At 40.5% G+C, this 19,714-nt stretch carries 15 protein-coding genes; all 15 read right to left on the minus strand.

Translation table 11 applies throughout. The features are described 5' to 3' along the window. Positions 1-223: 223 nt before the first annotated feature. Positions 224-2,827 carry a DUF4114 domain-containing protein gene (locus RIG66_RS22015; protein ID WP_446380866.1) on the minus strand — a complete coding sequence of 868 codons (2,604 nt, stop codon included), beginning with the start codon at positions 2,825-2,827 and terminating at the stop codon, positions 224-226. A gap of 450 nt (positions 2,828-3,277) precedes the next feature. Continuing rightward, the gene (locus RIG66_RS22020) at positions 3,278-4,870 is read right to left on the minus strand and encodes a glycosyltransferase family 39 protein (protein WP_446380867.1); all 1,593 of its coding nucleotides are present in this window, start codon (positions 4,868-4,870) and stop codon (positions 3,278-3,280) included. 79 nt (positions 4,871-4,949) lie between these two features. Then, a complete protein-coding gene (locus RIG66_RS22025; protein ID WP_446380868.1) occupies positions 4,950-6,863 on the minus strand; it encodes a CRTAC1 family protein in 1,914 nt (637 codons plus the stop codon). Beyond that, positions 6,863-7,711, minus strand: coding sequence for a sulfotransferase family protein (locus RIG66_RS22030; RefSeq protein WP_446380869.1), 849 nt, complete (start codon positions 7,709-7,711; stop codon positions 6,863-6,865). The genes RIG66_RS22025 and RIG66_RS22030 overlap by 1 nt, the downstream gene beginning before the upstream one ends. An 86-nt stretch (positions 7,712-7,797) precedes the next feature. Continuing rightward, complete coding sequence (locus RIG66_RS22035) at positions 7,798-9,000, minus strand: glycosyltransferase family 4 protein (RefSeq protein WP_446380870.1); 1,203 nt, start codon at positions 8,998-9,000, stop codon at positions 7,798-7,800. A gap of 315 nt (positions 9,001-9,315) precedes the next feature. Further along, positions 9,316-10,305, minus strand: coding sequence for a glycosyltransferase (locus RIG66_RS22040; protein ID WP_446380871.1), 990 nt, complete (start codon positions 10,303-10,305; stop codon positions 9,316-9,318). Between the two features lie 45 nt (positions 10,306-10,350). Beyond that, positions 10,351-11,583, minus strand: a complete 1,233-nt coding sequence (locus RIG66_RS22045; RefSeq protein WP_446380872.1) for a glycosyltransferase — start codon at positions 11,581-11,583, stop codon at positions 10,351-10,353. A 17-nt stretch (positions 11,584-11,600) separates the two neighbouring features. Beyond that, positions 11,601-12,575, minus strand: coding sequence for a sulfotransferase family protein (locus RIG66_RS22050; RefSeq protein ID WP_446380873.1), 975 nt, complete (start codon positions 12,573-12,575; stop codon positions 11,601-11,603). Between the two features lie 141 nt (positions 12,576-12,716). Further along, positions 12,717-12,968 (minus strand): hypothetical protein, encoded by a 252-nt coding sequence (locus RIG66_RS22055; RefSeq protein WP_446380874.1) that lies wholly within the window; start codon positions 12,966-12,968, stop codon positions 12,717-12,719. Positions 12,969-13,198: 230 nt separating this feature from the next. After that, positions 13,199-14,248, minus strand: a complete 1,050-nt coding sequence (locus RIG66_RS22060; RefSeq protein ID WP_446380875.1) for an NAD-dependent epimerase/dehydratase family protein — start codon at positions 14,246-14,248, stop codon at positions 13,199-13,201. Between the two features lie 9 nt (positions 14,249-14,257). Then, the gene (locus RIG66_RS22065; protein WP_446380876.1) at positions 14,258-15,445 is read right to left on the minus strand and encodes an O-antigen ligase family protein; all 1,188 of its coding nucleotides are present in this window, start codon (positions 15,443-15,445) and stop codon (positions 14,258-14,260) included. 94 nt (positions 15,446-15,539) lie between these two features. After that, a complete protein-coding gene (locus tag RIG66_RS22070; RefSeq protein WP_446380877.1) occupies positions 15,540-16,805 on the minus strand; it encodes a glycosyltransferase family 4 protein in 1,266 nt (421 codons plus the stop codon). A gap of 32 nt (positions 16,806-16,837) precedes the next feature. Further along, the gene (locus RIG66_RS22075; RefSeq protein WP_446380878.1) at positions 16,838-17,911 is read right to left on the minus strand and encodes a glycosyltransferase family 4 protein; all 1,074 of its coding nucleotides are present in this window, start codon (positions 17,909-17,911) and stop codon (positions 16,838-16,840) included. 47 nt (positions 17,912-17,958) lie between these two features. Beyond that, positions 17,959-18,864: a sulfotransferase domain-containing protein gene (locus tag RIG66_RS22080; protein ID WP_446380879.1), complete on the minus strand. Its 906-nt coding sequence runs from the start codon at positions 18,862-18,864 to the stop codon at positions 17,959-17,961. Then, positions 18,833-19,714: oligosaccharide flippase family protein (locus tag RIG66_RS22085; RefSeq protein ID WP_446380880.1), on the minus strand; the 882-nt coding region annotated here is incomplete at its 5' end. The genes RIG66_RS22080 and RIG66_RS22085, both read right to left, overlap by 32 nt.

Here is a 19,714-nt window from a genome sequence, read left to right on the forward strand (position 1 = left end):
GAATAGGTGAGGTGAATGGTGGTAGGTGTGAGGTTTTTTCGCCTCCAACAGACAATTCCATCCTGACACCCGACACCCGACACCCGACACCCGACACCCTTGCTCAACCGAGCTTTCACCTTAAGTTGACACCAATGGGCATTGCCGTGCCCTGTTATTATGGCTGTTGTAGAGACGTTGCATGCAACGTCTCTACAAAATGATGTGTTCTAACCCCAATCAATTAAGCAAAATTAACTTGTACAACCAGATCATCATAGTCAAAATCACCACCACCGAATATATCTTCAAACGCAAAGGTGTTATCTCCCAGCAAGCGGACGTGGTCAACCCGATCCGGATTAGCGCTGGAATAGGTAAAATAGGCTAAGAGATCTGTACCGGGCTGATTATCCGGATTCTCCGCCAGAAACTCCTCTGGGGTTCCATCAGCAATGATAAATGGTGCGATAATGACATCTCCGGGCAAAGTATTTGCCTCAATATTTAATCGTTGACTAATCGCCGCTCCTGCATAACCGGGGTCACCGGGAGCAAGATTGTCAATGCGACCTGTAATATCATCAACGACATAGAAGCCAAAGGAATTATCATAATCCGCTTCCCGATTCACCACAAAGTCAGCCGATACTGGATTGGTGGCTCCAGTCAAGTCAATCAGTTCGCCTTCTGGCTGTCCTTGGAACGTTGTTCCTAGGGAGGGGAGAGTGTCGGATAGTTCAACGCTTAGAACTAGGTCATCAAAGTCAGTATTGCCTCCACCCTGCACCTCTTGCCATTGCAGGATAAACCTGCCATCGTCCTGTGGGGATATCTGTCCATAGTCAAAACCATCTTGATTGGCGTCTGGAAAGGCAAAGAACACATTGGATGGTGTTTGTCCTGTGGCTAAATCTGCCAACACCGTATCAGTGGTGCTATTTCGGACAAAGTAAAAGCCAATACGCGACCCCACGTTAACAGTCAATTGACGAGTGAGGTTGAGTTCTGGAAAGGGGTTGTCGGAAAGCGTGGAGACAATGACTTGTGGTTGGGAGAAGACAGCGTTGAGATAGCCGCCCTCTCCCGGTGCAATGCCATTGACCCGACCTTGTTCATCATCTAGGTAAAAAATACCAATTTCATTGACAAAAGTCGAGCGGTTATCAGTTAAAGTAAATTGCAATTGGGCTGATTCCGAGTTGCCTGTAATCTGGAGGGTATCATTAGCAGTCTGATTAAGCACGGGTGTGACAGAAGTCGGTGGACTGACATTGTCGTCATCATTGTTGGCATCACCACCCGTCGAGGGATCACCACCGCGTGAAGGTACTGGAGTTGGGGCAAATTCAAAAGCGCCAATGTCATACTGGTCATCCCGTGGTAAACCCCGTTGATCTGTTTTGGGAGCATTCTTTTTTGTCCCTGCATTAATCGCCGGACTTCCTTCCAGTAAGGGATGGACTAAGCGACCATCAATTTCTTGTAAGTCACCCAGACGGGGATCAGCGATTTGGATATCTGCGGTTACGTTTACGTCATCGGGATCATCAGTAACTAGATCAGGATATTGGAGATTATTCCCGGCGTCGATTAATTCAATGTTAGTCTGTTGTTTAATTTTAGACTTATTTCCGGCTGTATTATTGTAAAAAATCGTATTCGTGAGATGGTGACGTTGGCTGGTTGCATAAATTGCCCCCGCCTCACTGCCCGCGTAATTATTCGCAAACGTCGTATTAGTAATATTAGTTTGTGAACCCCATTGTTGACTATAAATCCCGCCACCAAATCCTGCGCCCTTTTCATCCTTTGCCTGGTTACCCGAAAAAGTACTGTTTGTAATCGTGACTGGCACTTCTCCTTGATACCATACACCACCTCCCTCTTCGTGAGAGCGATTGTTGGCAACTGTCGTGTTTTTAATTGTTACAAAACCCGCAACTCGCAACCCACCGCCTCTGGCAATTCCCTCTTGGTTCTGAATTACCTCGTTATTGATAAACGTGCTATCTTCAATCGTGATGTAGTCTTGGTCATAACCAAATAAAGCTAATCCGCCACCCTGAAACACGGAACGATTACCGTCAAAAACGGTGTTGCGAATAATCGTTTCACCACCTTCTTTGTCTCTGGGTAAATCACCATCGTAATACCGCTCTTGAAACGGAACACTGGCACCATCATTGTTCACCGCTCCACCCCAACTGCGGCTTTGATTATTACGGAAAATGGAGTCTTCTATGGTTAGAGGAGTAAAAATGGTGGTAATTGCCCCACCGGCAAAGCCTTTGTTGTTGGTAAACTCACTGCCTTTTACCGTCAGTTTACTTTTGGTAAAGACACTAATTGCGCCGCCAGCACTATCAACATCAGTAGTTGCATGATTGCCGTCAAAGATGCTGTTAATCACGGTGACATCAGCCCCTTCTTTCGCCCAAATGGCAGGTCCTTGTCCAGCGATGTTGTTGTAAAAGTGACTATTTTCTACGGTAATTTTTACATTCGGGATTAATGACCAAATTGCTGCTCCCGCATATTCGGATTCGGCATCGACTAAGGTGAGATTCCGGAATGTCACATCTGTCGCTTTCTCAGATAAGCGGAAAATTTGATGTTCCTGATTGCCACTAATCGTTAAACCTGGAGCATCAGCAGCATCAATGGTTAAGTCTTTCTCAATTTCTAGTCGCCGCTCAAGGATAATCGTTTCCTGGGCAAGACGAGGAGCAAATTGAATGGTATCGCCTGGATTTGCCTTCTCTATTGCTTCTCTCAAAGACCCAGGAACAGAGGACTCGGAATACTTGTTATCTGCAAGATTGGTAACTGTGATGGTTTGACTCAAAGTTTTACTCCAATTTTGCTGGTTATCCAATACCACTATAAATAAGGGAGCTGTGCTGGGTTGAGGAGTTCATCAAGTCTTTACATAAAAGCCTGCTAAACTTTACCTTAACTTCATGGAAAGTTCATTGAATGTATATTGTTCAAAAACTTTCTGCTGATCTACTTAAGTGTAAAAATAAGTTGATTTTTGCGGATCTGGGGTTTATTGTATAGTGATTTATTCTGAAGTTCTCCCCGTGCGGATGTACTACACCCAGGCTAAAGCCTTATTCCGTAGTGGTTTGAGCGCTCAAACCCCTCAAAAATCGTACCCATGTAGGAAGGCTAAAAAATCGCGGAAAGCCGCACGGTGAGGCAGTTTTGATTTTTTGGTTGGGGGAACTTCAGTTTATTATGCACCTCGCACGGAAGCGAGTCTGTCATTGGAGAACGAAGCGATAGTGGAGTGTTAGCGAGTGTGATTTTCTAGTTTCCAGAGCGGTGGGTAAATCCGCTTGATTTGTGTGTTATACTTTTTCACTAGTCCAGTTCTTAATGATTCAGAAGGTCTGTATAAAAACACATCACTAAAACCAGTAGGAACCTTCGCTATGCTGGGTTTCTCTACGAGAAGTAGCTGCACTTTTGGTTCCAATTGATACCCTAGTACTTGTATGAATTTCAGGTCATCATAATCGCTGATTACCAAGGGTTGAGGAGATTGGTTCACTAAATCAGCGATTGAGGGAATATCGTGGCTAACGTGAGGATGACTATTCCACCAAATTTCTGCTTGAGCGCTGATTGTGCAAGAGATGATGCCCATACCAAGTAACATTGAGGTTAACGTTTTCCACAATCTTTGTTGCCATCTATGACTAAAAGAATCGTTAAGTTTCGTGGCAATTAAGTAGGCAAAAGCGAGCTGGATACCTAAGATAGAAGGGAGTATGTATTTAGTCGCACCGTAACGATGTTGGAAAATAAAGTCGGCTAGTACTAAAGTTAGTCCTACTGAGCTAATTAATGTTAATACAAAAAAGTGAACTCGTTGCGGTGTATTTCGACAAATAAAATAAATCGCATAGATTATTGACGTTAATGTGATTAAAATAAAAGGAACTAATTCGGGTTTAAGTGTCACTTGATTAATAGGACTAACACCTATATCCATAAAAGCACTTCTGACCATATCAACCCATCTCACCGTTATTGCGAATAGGGGTTGTTTATACTGAGTCCACTGGAGTGTTTCTGGGTTGGGACTTGTAATCAGAATCAAGAGCCAAGGGGAGAAAGTTATTAGTCCCACTAGGGATGCTAGTATGTAATAAATTAACGTTTTACTGAATCGGAACCCTTTGATTGAAATAACATAAATTCCCTGTCCCATGGCAACCAATCCAAAATACAAATGGGTGTATATCCCTAATATGACAGTTAATGAGTAAATGCCCCAACCCAAGTTTGTCTTCACCCGTATAGCTCGTAATAGTGCAGCGCTTGATAGTAAGATGAGTACAGTCCATAAACTGTAAAATCGGGCGACTTGGGCATAGATGACGTGAACAGGTGAAATGGCAATTAGTGCCATGGCAATCCATCCGATTCGCCATGAGGTAAATAATTCCTGGCAAAGCCAATAGATGGCGGGAAATGCCAGGAGACTGATGCAGGCGGATAAACTTCTCGTCACCGCGACAGAATCGCCAAACCACTGTACCCAAAACCGCGCTAGGATGAAATAGAGTGGTGTAAGCTGAGATTCTTCTAAGGCTAAGCCTTTGATTGTATCGACTAGATTTTTTTCTGGATTAGGGGCTTGGTACTTTTGCAAATCTTTAATGGATATGACTTGACCATTACGGAGTTCTTGCTCCATTTCTGCCATGGTGTAGCCGGAAATGCGTAATGAGGTGTAGACTTCATCGAACTCATAGATTTTGCGATCGATATTTACGAAACGAAAAAATATGCCTAATATTAACACACCAAGGACAAACAAATGAAACCCGCTATTAGGAAATTTTCTTTGTTTTAATTTTTTACTTTTGCTCTGCATTTTTAGTTATTAGAAGTCAAAATAAATCAAATTATATCAATTTGTATGAATAAATTTAAAACATCTTGAAATACAGCTTCTAGTTTTCTTGCTTGATGACGAGTAACTGGTCAATTGCGGGATTCTTGATTTCCTGCAATTGACCGTTAGACCAGAAAATTTTGACAGAAGCTACCTTTTTATCTTTTCCCAGTCCAAAGTATAGACGATAATGCCCTTGTGAATAGACAGAACCTTCAGCTTGACCAACTTGCTGAAACTGAAATCCATTAGATGTGGTTACTGCAACCCGTGCGCCAATGGCTTGACGATTGCTAGTTGCTCCGACCAACTTAATTTCCAACCAGTGATTGGCAGTGGAAACATTTCGGTAAAGCTTCAATGTCCACTCTTTGGGGTCAATATTGCCGTTAAATATCCTTGCCCATCGAGGAGTACGGTAACGTGTTGCCATCAGTAAGTCACGCAAGCCGTCGTTGTCAGCATCAAACCAGGTGGATCGGGCTTCAGCTACTAATTTTGGAGACTTACTCTCTAGGAGATGCGTTGCTTTAAATTTGTGATCGCGATTTTGTCGATATAACCCCTCAGGCACAGTATGTAAGTCTGTCAAACCATCGTTATCATAATCGACCCAGTTAGCAGTTAGGCTTTTAATCGGTAATCCCACTGTTGTGGGGTCAGTTGATTGGTACTTACCATCAGTATTGACTAATAAAGTATTTCTATTGGCTGAAGCTGCAAATAAATCCAAATCGCCATCCGCATCGTAGTCAGCAATCGTTAGTTTTCCAATTTGATTTCCTGGGTTTAGACCAATCGATTGAGAATTAAACTGTCCCGATTGATTAATGTACAATCTGAATTCCTTTTTGTCTTTCCAAAATAAGTCTAAGTCGCCGTCGTTGTCAATATCTAACCATACAAATGAACCCACTTCAGGGATGTCGAGACCTCTTGGTTCAGCAACATTGACAAAAGTGTGATTAATCTCGTGATGATATAGTTGATTGGGTTGAAATTGAGTTGGTGGGTGTTTTCTTCCACACACAACGTAAATATCAAGGAGATCATCACTATCAAAATCCACAGATGCAACTTGTCGTGCTGAACAACCGTCTTTATCAATGTTTGATTGAAGGGTGTGATCGTTGAAACTAGAACCATTATTGATTAGCAGTTCATCCCGAAAAATTTCTGGTAACTGATTCATTTTCCCCCTTAAACCACCACGAGAAATGAATACATCAATCTGGTTATCTCCGCTATAGTTTGCCCAAGCCATACCGTGACGATCTTTCAAATAGAGGACAAAATTATGTGAAAGTGCATTAATTCGTTGATTGCCTATGTATAAGCTTTTCAAGGGAAGCTTGCTGTCTACCTTGAAAGAGATTGGAAGGGCAACGAGGTCTGGTTTAAGAACTAATCTACCAGTTTTTGAAGCGGTAAATTTTATAGAAGTTTGACTTGCTCCTGAAGAAAGCCTATTTTCGTTAATTTCAGTACTGAAAAGATGCTTTTGCTTCACAGTAATACCTGAAGAAAGGTTAATTTCACCACCGACTGAAGCAATGTCTTTGGATTGTATAACTAAATTTGACTTATGCCAATAAATATATAGACCTGGAACATTTATCAAGGGTTCGACGTTTGAGTCTTCCATACCGGGAAAATTCGGATTTTGATCTAATCGCCATTGCGATAACAGATTATTAGTTAGTTTTCCACGTCCATCACCCAGTAGAAGAAGCTGTCGAGCATTATGATTAGTAGTAAATATATCAAGAATATCGTCATTATTGATATCTACTACTCCAATATCATACAAATCATATATTTTTTTATGCGAATAAATTTGAGTAAATTTACCATCTGTGGTAAGTGAATTATTGATAAATTTATCGAGTTGCCCCCAAACCAAAAAAGCGAAGATTGCGAGAAAAAATACTATAATAATTTTGTGGATTTTTCGCTTAATACGGGTCTTCATTATATTTTTGCTGATTCTGTAGATTCGTACCCCAATTTTAACAAAGTTTCTTCCCCTATCGCCTTGGTCGATCGCCGTTCAAACCAGTTGAGTTCTTTTTTCCAGCGGTAAAGTGCCTGAGTATCAATAGATTGGCGCAGGTAAAATGACTTCCTGCCCTCTCCTTCAACCGTATCGTGTTCAAATTTGTAAGGATTCAACACTTGATCGCTCCACTCAACCTCTATAAAGTCTAGAATTTTCTGTATCTCTGATTTAGGCGAACATACTAAATCTTCATAGCGAACAGGTAGGTAGGTGAGTTTCAGTGCTTTAGCGTCAATATGAAAAGTTTCTATCCAATCAACCCAGCGTTTGAGTGCATTGCCATAAGTATTTTTGACTTTGTTAGAGCGATAGGGAATCGTTTTCCAAGGAGCTGCCTTGGTAGATAGAGCGACATCACGTCCATCACGGAAGAGGTGTATAAATTTTGCGTGAGGAAATAGACGGTACAAAAATGGTACTGCAATGATATTTCTAGGCGTCTTGTCTGCCCAACGAGTCTTACCATAACTTTGTGCTGCCGTAGACATAATTCCGTCAATAAATAAAGCCATTTGCTGATAAATTATATCTTCATTAACACCAGTTAATCCATTAACAGGTCCCCACTTATGTTTAATTAGGTATTGTGTCAATTCTCGTAAACTCGGAAAACCGTCTATCACTTGATTGGTAATCCACGGCGCTTCTGAACCGCACATAATTTCTGGGTGAGAATCAAGCATCATTCTCAAAAGTGTCGTTCCAGATCTGCCTACTCCTAATAAGAATATGGGTGAGTGCTGAATTGAGTGATGTGACATTTCTTTAAGCTATTATTGGACAAATCTGTAAAACTATTGATCCGAACAAAATTTAATCAGTGGGTAGCTTCCTTAATTTCATTTGATTAAAATACTATACATTGTTCAAGCATCTTATAGACCTTTAGTAATTTAGGGGCTTGATAACGCCACTCAAACATTTCTTCCATCCGGCGTCGCCCTTCTGCTCCCATTTTTTCGCGAAGTTGGGGAGAATCCAAAAGATGGAGTATTTTCTCGGCAAACTCTACTTCGTCATTGGGTTTAGCATACAGAGAAGCTTCCTCCGCCGAACGTCTTCCCTCTCTCAGGTCAAATTGGATAAGGGGTTTTCCCAACGCCATATACTCCAGAATTTTATTCATGGTGCAACTTTCGTTGTAAGCGGATGTGGGCGAGGGTTCTACACAAATGTCACAACTCGAAAGTCGTTCTAACAGTTCTTCTCCAGTCTTAAATCCGGTGAATTCAACAAATTCCGTAACCTCTAACTCCTGAGATAAGGCTTTAAGTTTTTCGAGCGCCGGTCCATTGCCAATTAGCATGAAGTGGATATCGTGGCTATTTTTTTCCTGAACGATATAGCGTACAATTCTTAACAAATAGTCAATGCCCTCAGGTTCGCCCATGACACCCACGTATCCGACTAAATAGGATTTACCTTTCCGGTAGCTGGGATTAGGAGGCATTGTATAAAAGCGGGAAAGGTCAGGTCCACTGCGGACGATGAAGACCTGTTCGGGTTTCTTCCCTCCCCTGGTGAGAGCGATTTGTCGGTGTGATTCATTGGTGGAAATAACTAAGTCTGCTGTCGCATACGTCAAACGTTCAGCCCAGCGTAAACCGTGGTAGAAAATGTCACGGCGTTGATACTTGGCTTCGTACATTTCCGGACTGAGATCATGGTGATCGAAAATTACCCGTATCCCATGAAATAATTTAAACCATCCGGCGATGAGGAAGATCAAGTCGGGTGGATTACAAATGTGAACGATATCAAAACTGCGCTCTTTCCATACCCGACGGGCTAAACGGAACTGCCAATTGAGTGCCCAACTATATTCTCGCAGATAGCCAGTCACTGAACTCATTTCTGGTGGTAGGGGATGGCGGTAGATATGGATGTCTTCAATGACTTCGTATTGTTTATCAAAGCTATTGCCTTGTGGACAAATTACTGAAATCTGATATCCTGCTTTCTGTAGGGTAGTTGCTTCCATCCATACCCGTCGATCAAAGGGAACTGGTAGATTTTCGACGATGATCAGCACCCGAGTTGGCGAGTTCATAGCATTGTTTCCTCAACTGATTTTTTCAGTTACGTTAGATTTATGCTACGATTAGATATGCTTATTATCCTGTCTTGTCATAATTTTTTACATTACATCCGTTACTTAATTGACATCAAGGTTTAAATGCCGAACAACTTAGGCTATTCTCTAAGCACCCCTACAGACAGATTGTGTTTAAGATGACACGATCATAGGGTTGACCTACCCTTACTATCGGGACTTAGACAAACTCGATCCTGGATACCGTACTCAAAGCTATACAGGAAGAGAGTTATACTTCAATTGGATACCTTTCCAGTTAGAGCAATGGTTTCAGGTAACATCTGTTATGATTTCCTCTAATTTACTTGCCTGAGCCAGCCAGCGTTTGTTTCGCGCTTCTTGTAGTTGAATAACCTCCTTTGTAAGTTCGTCTTTCTTTGTTAAAGCTTCTTGACAACCTTGAGCAATTGACTTGGGATCAATAGAATCTACATATACCGCCCCCTGATAAAATAGCGTTTTCAATAGATTCGTATTAGAAATAACCATTGGCTTACCAGCACCAACGGCTTCATTCGCTACGCTCAATTGGATTCCTTCTAATGTGGTTAAACCTAAAACAGCATCCGTTGTACAGAGTAAGCTGTCAAATTCTGTCTTAGGTAGAAAGCCTGCTAGGTGAACATTAGCAGGTTTCTCACTTAAGTCATGAATACCTTGAGCGCGGTTGGTATTTCCAGTGAGAACAAAGGTAATTTCCGGGACTAAGCGAGCCGCTGCTAAAATTTTATCAATTGGTTCATCTCGGTTAAATGAGCAAGGAGATAGAATCCACGGTTTTGGAAATGCATTTTGAGGTGGTGATATTTCATTACTGACTATTGCAACGGGATCTTCTAGAATATATAAGTGTTCATGTTTAACGCCTATTTTTATAGCCTGCTCCTTAATCCAATTATTGTGTACGAGTACTAAATTACAACGATTAAGAAGAGTTATCAGTCCAGGAGAAAGTTTCCAAGGAGGGCGAAACGTAGCATTGTGGCAATCAGCAATAATTGTGACTTCATGGTCAAATAGTAGCTTGTAAAGATGAGCTAGATGAAGTATGGGGGTGGGGGGTAGTTGAACCCAAATAACCTGAGGTCGCTGGCTCAAGAATAAAATCAACGTCTTACATGTCTTGAAAATGTATTCTAAAGGTCTTAAGAGTCGATTCTTAAAGGCAAATGATATAAACTCAGCTTCATAACCAAAGTAAGGCTGCATCGATTCAGAACGTCGCTGAAATTTAACCCATGCTATAAATAACTGTTTCATTTGTTTTACTGTAATAATAATTTTCTAACAGAATGTAAATCTATATTAGATATGTTGAAAAACTGTAGTTGCAAATTTTTCAGCCGAGTTTTGTTCAGCAAAATCTCTCATGCTAGAAAAATTGCAAAACTGACTTGGCTCTTCTGACAGAAACTGAGTTATGCCTTTAGCTATTTCCATGGGGGACGTTGAATCAACAGTCAAGCCCAGTCTGTAACGCTTAACAATCTCTCCCATGACACCATAGTTCGAGCTGAGAACAGGTTTCTGGGCAGCAGCAGCCCTGACTAAAATTGCACTCATGCCAATGTGACGCTGGTAGGGGGCGAGAATAACGTCTGCTATCTGAAAATAGGGCTGGATTTCTTGATCGGAGACAAATTGTTCGTGCTTAACAACTTGTACGGGTAAAGACTGAGCAATTTCATCAAGGCGCTTATACACAAGTGGTTCTGCCGCTACCGAACCAACGAATAAAAGGCAAAACTGATGACAAATATGAGACGGTAAGAGAGCAACCGCATCAAGTAACTGCTCAATACCTTTACGCTTTCTGAATGCTCCGAACATCAAGAAAGTTATTCGATTGGGCTGAATCTCTAATTGTTCTCTAAGTTTTTCTAGTTGAGAGTCCGGATAATTGTAAATTTGTACCGGATCAGGTAAGGGTACAGCTCTAACTTGTTGGCTAAATATATCAATATAATCGACAACAAAAGGGTCGAGACAGAACAACGTATTAAAATTGGCATTACGGAGAGTACGAGACAGGATGAATTTGTCTCGCCATTGCCAAAAACGTTCCCTCCAGGAAGGTATAAACTCTGGGAAATCACTATAATGAAATACGGGTCTAAAATAAATACCAGACAAGGAGCAGGGAAAATTTGCTCTCCAACTCAGAGGGAACTGAAGACCATCATAATACATGAGCAAACAGTGGTTCGGCTTAAGCAAACCTGTGTATTTGCCTAGCAGGTTCCATTCTTGGAAAGCTCGGTAAGCTCGATTTAAGGGAGAGTCTTTAGGTTTAAGACTTGCTTCTTCTTCTAAAGAGATAGGAACGAAGTTTACGTTCGTTGAACCAAATTCCGAAGCTACATTCACAACATCAGCATGTAATCCTATAAACCTAGCAGATACTACCACATTCAAATTCCCTTGTATTTCGTATATACACCAATATTTAACCAAGTGCTGAATGTAGCCTGGGTGATGACCTGTAACATCTAGATCAAACAATAGAAGCTGATTATTACCGTTATGAAGAAGGCTCATGAATCTTTATTTTAATGTTAAGTGTATCTTGAATAGTTAAGTTTCTTCATTACTTTGGCTAATTCATTTTCAATTAATCGAGCATCATCCTCGTTAATATAATCACTCCAGTTCTTAGTTTTTGTTTTTATTTGATCAAACAAAGTGGTATCCACCTTCCAATCGGATTTATGGGTATCATTGGCAGGAATACATTGCTCTTCATAGGCTTCTCCTATAAAAGATAAAATTGGTTTAATTTCTCCATATAAGTTATTGACAAAATTTTCATATTTTATACACATAAGCTGTTCTGGATGACTCGCTTGTTCAGCTAATGCTAAATTAATATTTTTAGCATAAAGATGACAAAAATCATTTACTCTTACTTGTATCCAACGCCGTTTTGAATTCTTTAAATCCAGATTTTCTTGAATCTTTAGTCTTTTTTTATACGAACTAAACACATCAACAGGATGCCGATAAATGAAGAGAAGTTTGGCTTGGGGAAATGTCGCCTTGATTTCTGGAATATGGAATATATGCTGCGGGGTTTTTTCTAGAATTCTATTTGAACCTCTTGCTTGCTTAGCATAGTAAAAGAAAAGTTTCAGCAACAAATCATTATAATTTAATTTCCAAAGTGCTTCTCTAATTTTAACTAAATGAAATTTCGACAAAATCTTATGCAAACTCGTTTTACCTGGTATTAAACGTTGACGATGCTGAATATATTGGCTTAGTTCAGTAAATTTCTCATGAGAGTTGTTGTCACATAATAAATATTTGAAGGCATTAGAAGTAGTAGAAAACACACTATACGGTTCTCTAAATACTCTAGACTCTGTTAGATCTACTCCAGTTGCATCTTGGCAATTCTTCGGCTTAAAGCTTGAGTGTTTTTGAAGTACTCGATAAAGAATACTTGTACCACTCCGAGGGGCACCTAAAATAAACACTGGAGATTCCTGCTTCATTAAATTTGATATTTCTAAACCATTTATTAAATTCATATTTAATTCTATGAAGGTTCCATTTATCTATCAATACTAGGTATTCACTTCTGTCAACCAAAAATCAAAATTTTTCTTTTCTTTCTTTTGTGCAATCACTACTTGATAGGGCTTGAATGGCTCGTACACATATAATATCTTTTAAATTAGAGATTTGATATTTACAAATTTTATATTATTGTCTAAATTAGAAAAATAATAGTACTTTATCACTTTGTATCCCATTTTCTCAACTATTTCTCTTGTTTCTTGCAAACTATATTCCCGCCAATGTAAACCAGCAACCATATTTTTGGTTCTATCCAATTGCTGAAAAAATCTTTCTATTGACGGATGTATAGATTTCCCCCTTATTAATTTGAGCCTGTTACCTATTTCTGCTATATTGGGCATTCCAATATACAAAAACCCTTCGGGTTTTGTTACTCGGTTTATTTCATTGATGATGGGTAAAGGATTGAAGTTTAAATGTTCTAAAAGATATATTCACCTTCCTGATCGCCTACATTTAGTATATCAACTGGATGAGATTTGTGTGTTTCTATGACTTCATTGACTAAATTTTCATAAGACATCATAATTCTTCGATTTCCTTAGCTAACTCCCTCGAAAACTAGACTTTTTTATAGCGAGCGCAATTGCTCTGCGGCAACAATTTCCTCAAAAATCTGGGTTATACTGCGAGTAATCCCCCATTCCGGAAATTGGGCTTTCAGTTTCCGTAAATCTGAGATGTAGCAGATGTGATCCCCGATTCGGTTTTGGTCTACATACGTCCAGTTCATGGTTTTCCCTGTCAGACTTTCCACGATATCAAAGGCTTCCAGGACAGAAACACTATTGTCTCGCCCCCCTCCCAGATTGTACACCTCTCCGGGTCGAGGATTACGGCGAAATGCCTCAAAGCATTGGATAACATCAAAGCTATGGATATTATCCCGCACTTGCTTGCCTTTGTAGCCAAAAACTTTATAAGTACCTCCCGTCACAGCGACTTTGACTAAATAGGAGAGGAAGCCATGGAGTTCTACCCCAGAGTGAGAGGGACCCGTGAGACAACCGCCGCGAAAGATACCCACATTCATGCCAAAGTAACGCCCATATTCTTGTGCCACGACATCAGCCGCCGTTTTGGACGCACCAAATAAAGAGTGGAGACAACGGTCAATCCGGCATTCTTCAGAAATACCATGGTAATCTTCTGCTCTGGCGTAATCATACCGCTTTTCCTGCTCAATCAACGGTAATTCATTGGGTGCATCCCCATAAACCTTGTTGGTACTCATGTGAATAAACACAGCTTCAGGGCAAAATTGCCGGGTTGCTTCCAGGAGATTTACCGTCCCCAACGCATTGACTTCAAAGTCCAACAGGGGAATTTGACAAGCCTTGTCGTGGGAAGGTTGCGCCGCGCAGTGGATAATTAAATCAAAGGGGTGAGTCTGGAATAGATTGAACACACTTGGACGATCGCGGATATCCAAGTGATGATGCTGAAAGTTGTGAGTAACCTCCTTTAAACGGCTAAGGTTCCAACTGGTGTCACCCTGGGAACCAAAAAACTCCGCCCGCATATTGTTATCTACACCAATTACCTGATGACCTTCGCGATCGTAATATTCAACCGCTTCTGATCCGATTAAACCACTTGACCCTGTAACTAATACGTTCATTGGTAGATTCTAATTTGGTGTTTGCAGTCGCTTTTGCTCAAGAGCCGTCGATAAAGCAATGGCTACATGGATAGTCCATAGTGTATCATAACCGATCAGTCCCAATCGTTCGGTAACATTAACGAAAAGTATAGCAACTAACGTTTGCATCATCCAAAAGGTTTCAATTTTTGCTGTTGCTGCTAAGATAGCAACTAGCCTCAATATGATTGTAATATAACTATATATCATCAAGCTACTGCCAACAAATCCATATTGGAGTAAAAAATCTAAATAACCACTATGAGCGTTAAATTTTGTTTGTCCAGGACTAATACCAATGTGTTCTACGGATGCTGCCCAAGTATGATAAATCACGTATAAAGCATGCTTAGAACCCCAAAACCCCGAAGCTCCATAGCCCAGCCATGGTCGTTCATGCACCTTATCCATAACTAATGTCCATATTGCCGTGCGCCCATTAAGATCCATATCTTTTCCTAAAGTATCGACAATAATAAACTCAAGGTTTTGAAAGAGTAAAACTGTCGAAGTGCCAAGCAGCAGAGATATAATCAGCACCAAGAAAATTCGCATTTTATAATGATTTTGTTTAACAGAATTATAGAGGGGTAATAGGAACAACGAATTAGCAAAGATTGCGTAACAAGTTTTGCCCTCAGTTAGTACAAGCTGTACTATAGCAGTACTAAATAAAGTCCAATATATCCAATTTTTCTGCTGTTGATTTAGGGCTTTGAGCAGAAAGAGGATAGCGGCCAATGCCATCATTAACGCCGCATGGTTTTTATATGCATATATACCTATCCACTCACCACTACCAACTCTCCCATAACCTGGTAAACTCGGAGTAAGTACCAGACTTAGAACTGTGCCGATGCCAAACACCCAGGTAAAAATCTGCATTTGCCCTTTCAGGCTGTAGCTAGTGGCTAGGTATATGCCCAAGAGACTAGCCCGTATAACTCCTTTAGAGAAATCTATCGTATCAACAGCAGAAGTAGACCAGATAGCTGAAACTGTAGGCATCAATGACAAGAGGAGTACGGGAATGTCTAGAGTCGCGGCATAAATCCATTTTTTCCACCGCCCCATTATCAACACGGGTAAGATAAAGTAACTTGCGGCAAGCAAGGCTTTGTCGATGAGTGGGTGAGCCTTTACTCCTAATAAACCGAGAAGGATTAAAATAACCAACCAAGGTTCTAACTTAGCTTCCCATCGTTGGAGTGTGCGAAGGGACAATTTTCAACCTCCAATTAATAAAAGTTAATTGTAAACTCCTAATTCTTCAGTGTTTCGGATAATCACCTTTTTCTAAAAGTTCAGTAAATAGGGATAAATAGCGATTGGCTTGGAGTTCCATGGTAAATTCTTGTTCGGCTTTTTCACGGGCGCAGTGGGAGAGTTTCTGATGTCGCTCTTGGTTTTCCAGAACCCAGACAATTCCCTGAGCTAAGTCTTCTACTTTATCAGGTTGGGCTAAGTAACCATTCTGCTCATGTTCAATCATATCTGGCAACCCACCCAAGTTAAAAGCAACGCAGGGTGTGCCACAGGCGATCGCTTCCATGACGGTGTTGGGTAAGTTGTCCTGAGTCGAAGGGAGGACAAAGACATCAGCGGCTGAATAGGTAAGAGCCAGCATGAGTTCATCGTTCAATGTCCCTAAGTAATGAGTCGGAAAACCCACATCCATGGGATTATCTGCTTCAGAAGCACCAAAAATAACCAAATCTAATCTATCCTGCCACTCCGATTGACTCAAGTCTTGTAGCGCTGCTTGTAATCGGTGAAACCCTTTCCGGGGATTACTGGTTGCTTTTAAGGCTCCGAAAAGAACGAGAGCCTTATGTTGAGGTAAGTTAAGGAGTTCTCTGGCGATTTGTTGATTAATGGGTCGATAGACCGTAGTATCAATCCCATTAGGAATGAGTTCTATTCGCAAGTCTTTGAACAGTGAACTGGCACGGGCACAGTTGGCTAACCAGGAACTGAGCGCCACAACTGTCAAGTTGACATTCCTCCAAGCTTTTGCTTTGCGTTGCCATACCCATCGTGACAAATCCCAATCTTGATTGCTACCCAGTTGAGGACAAGCACCGCAGTTAGCTGTATAGCGATCGCACTCTCCACTGTAATGGCATCCACCAGTGAATGTCCACATATCATGGAGTGTCCAAACCAGGGGTTGCTTGAACTTGGCGATGGTTTCGACTTGCAGGAAAGCTTCACCAATCCAATGGAGATTAATGATATCTGGGTTAAGTTGAGTAATTTTTGGTACTGTTTGATCGGGTAACCACTGGGGAGACAACCCAGCCTTTTGACGTCGAGGATAAAGCTTTTCGGGTAAACGATCAACCGCAATTCTAGTCCTGGCAATACTTTGACCGAATCTAGTTGTAGGGGCAATCACAGTTTTATCATTACTATACTTATACTGGGCGAGCATTTTAGAATCAACCCCAATACGTTGTAAGCCTTGATGGAGTCGATAGGCAGCACGAGGGGCACCACCTTGAATATCTGCTGTACTGATCAGTACAATTTTCATCTCGCAAATTTTCCTGATTTCAAGTTCATGACTTACTCTAAACAACGATGATAAATTTTGAGTGTTTCGTCAGCGACATAATCCCAGCTCCATTGCTTTGCTAGCTGAAAATTGTGTTGACCCATGGTTGAAAGATGTTCTCTCTTTTCATTTGCCTGCTTGATAGCGGAAAACAAGCCATCTTCAGTCGTTGCATCATAGAGAAACGAACCAGCATCATCCAATATGTCCCTAAAAAATCCTTGATTTGGGGCAATACAAGCTTTGCCAAATGACATTGCCAAGAGTGTTGCCCCTGAGGTGGTAAACACCTGATAGGGAGATATCATGCAATCACTGGCGTTCATATAAAGTTGAATTTCGTCATTGGGAACTCGCTTGGGGAAAAACAAAATATTCGGGTAGTTTTTAATTTTATCTCTAATTATGTTTTCTATATCTGGTTCAGCCGGGTATCCCGCAACTATTAGGAATATGTCCTTTCCTGGTAACTGTTTAAAAGCATCAATAGCTTTTACAAAACCTTTAGTGCGATGAATGTTTCCAAAAAGAAGCCAAACAGTAGCTTCGGTTGAAATCCCTAATATTTTCCGGGCGTTTACCTTGTTTATTTCATTTTTGTAAGTCCCAATATAGTTGCCAAGATGTACCACGAATACTTTATGATTTTTCTCCAAGTGAAAAGCTTCAATAATCTGGTTTTTAGTTGTATCACAATGGGTGATTATTGCATCGAATAGCTTGCCAAGCAGTATCGACCATTTTGGTAGAATATCTTGCTTGCCTCCACTAAACCTGTCAGTCCACTCATGGACAGTCCAAACTATTTTTATCCCCATTGATTTGAGAATTAATATTTGATTCGTGAAGATTAAAAATTTAATCCATCGATGAATAAAATTTTTGCCGAGAAAGAAATAATGTAACGTATGAAGATGAATAATATCTGGCTTTTCTTGACCAAATATCTTGGGTAGGAAAATGAAATGAAAGTTGCTTTCTTCCAAATTCACTTTAATTTCCCTATTCTGAAGATGCTTAACAAATAAGTCTGTATGGAGGTTATTGCCTAAACGACTTAAAAAAGCCACTTTGAGGTTATTCATTGGCAGAGATTAGTATTGTTTAAATAACAAACAGCTTACCCTTCAGATTAATCATAGCCAAGTTCCTCCATGGTAACATTATGTAATTTGTATAATAAATTTATCTGCTCACTAGTGTAATGCTGTTGCCAGTGTTTATTTTGTCCAGCGCGGTAATAATTTGGCGCTTGTTTTTGGAGAATTTCAAATGAGATTTCTTCTCTGGTAGGATTATAGTCAATACCAGTCATAAACTTTATCTGTTTACAGATACTGTGTCTATCTGTTAACTTCACATCTTCATATTTTAATCTCATAAATCTACCATTAAAAGAAGGTATAGCTTGCTTCCAACTCTGATGCCATTTACTCCATGAACCTGCTGGCGTTTTACCGCTAATTATATCATCCAGAGTTTTTTGTTTATTATAGTAGTCTTTTAACAAGTTTAGGTATGACCAACAAACAGGTCCGGGATGACGAACAATTTGAATAACATATTCTTTTTCAAAGTATTGGCGATAGGGAGTAGCGTGGGTTTTAACAAAATAGGGTGTATCTTCGGCTGCCAATATTTGGCGGTTTTTTGGAGTTAGTACATCATAACAACCGGGAAGTAAGTAGCGACAATTTTTCGTATAGGGGGGGATATCCAAGTCATAAGTGGCAATCCATTTTTCTACATCATATATTTTAAGAATTTTTCTATTGAATTTGTCCCATAACAGTTGCCAAGTTGATTTTGGTTGCCAGGGGTGAGGACTAGATCGCCAGTTTGTGAAGTAGCTAGGAACACCAGTAATTTTTTCTAGGGGCTTTTGGGGTTTGTAAACTTCAGTCCAGGGTTTTTCAAAAAATACGTTGATTATTTGCTGGATCAATGAGTTTCCTGAGCGTGGGTAGGATGATATATAAATTATCATAGTAATAATTTTATTTGGATTATGTTGATTTTGTAAAACTTGAACTAGCAATATTTAATGCCTGCTGCAATAGTTTAGGTGCAATCATAAAGACTATTATCCCATATATTAAGATGCCGATCAAGACACAAACAGTTAGTAATGCAAACATATTGAGTAAACTATGGAGATAGTATTTAGTTCCCACAATAATAACAACCATCCCAATACTTCCCACAATTGGAGCCAATAACTGGCTCAAATATGGTTTGAGTTGAATACGAATTAGCTTTTGAACTGCCAAAAAATGTAGAGGGGATAGAAGGTAACCGCGAATGACGTATACAGCAGCAACAGCAGCAATTCCCCAGCGAACTGCGATGGCAAAGCCAACTACATTAATAACAGAACTGATACAACTCAATTTTAACATCCAGGAGGGCTTGCCCATTGCCATGATCACAGTGCTAGTGAAATGGTTAACTGAGATAAGAATACCAATAAATGCCAGAATTTGCATCACTGGAATACTGGGTATCCACTGTTTACCAAACAGAACAGGCACTAACTCTGGCGCTAAGGTTGCCATACCCAGGAACATGGGAAAGGAAATCAAGCTGGTTAACTGAGTAACCTGGTAAAACCCCTGACGCATCCGTTCCGGTTTTTCCTGGAGCCGGGAAAATGTGGGGAGTGCCACTTTTACAGTAACGGTAGTCAGTAGCTGTAGCATTATGAGTAATAACTTATAGGCAACAGTGTAGTAACCGAGAGCAACCGGACCCAGGAAGTATCCAATTAAGAAGTCATCTGAGCGAACGTTGAAGAATTCCAGGATGCGGATACCCAGAAGGTTGATGCCAAAGGAAAACAGTTCCTTAAAATGTCTGACAGAAACATTGAACCCCGGACGCCAATCACT

This window comes from Coleofasciculus sp. E2-BRE-01, from assembly GCF_040221695.1.
GTDB lineage: Bacteria > Cyanobacteriota > Cyanobacteriia > Cyanobacteriales > Coleofasciculaceae > Coleofasciculus.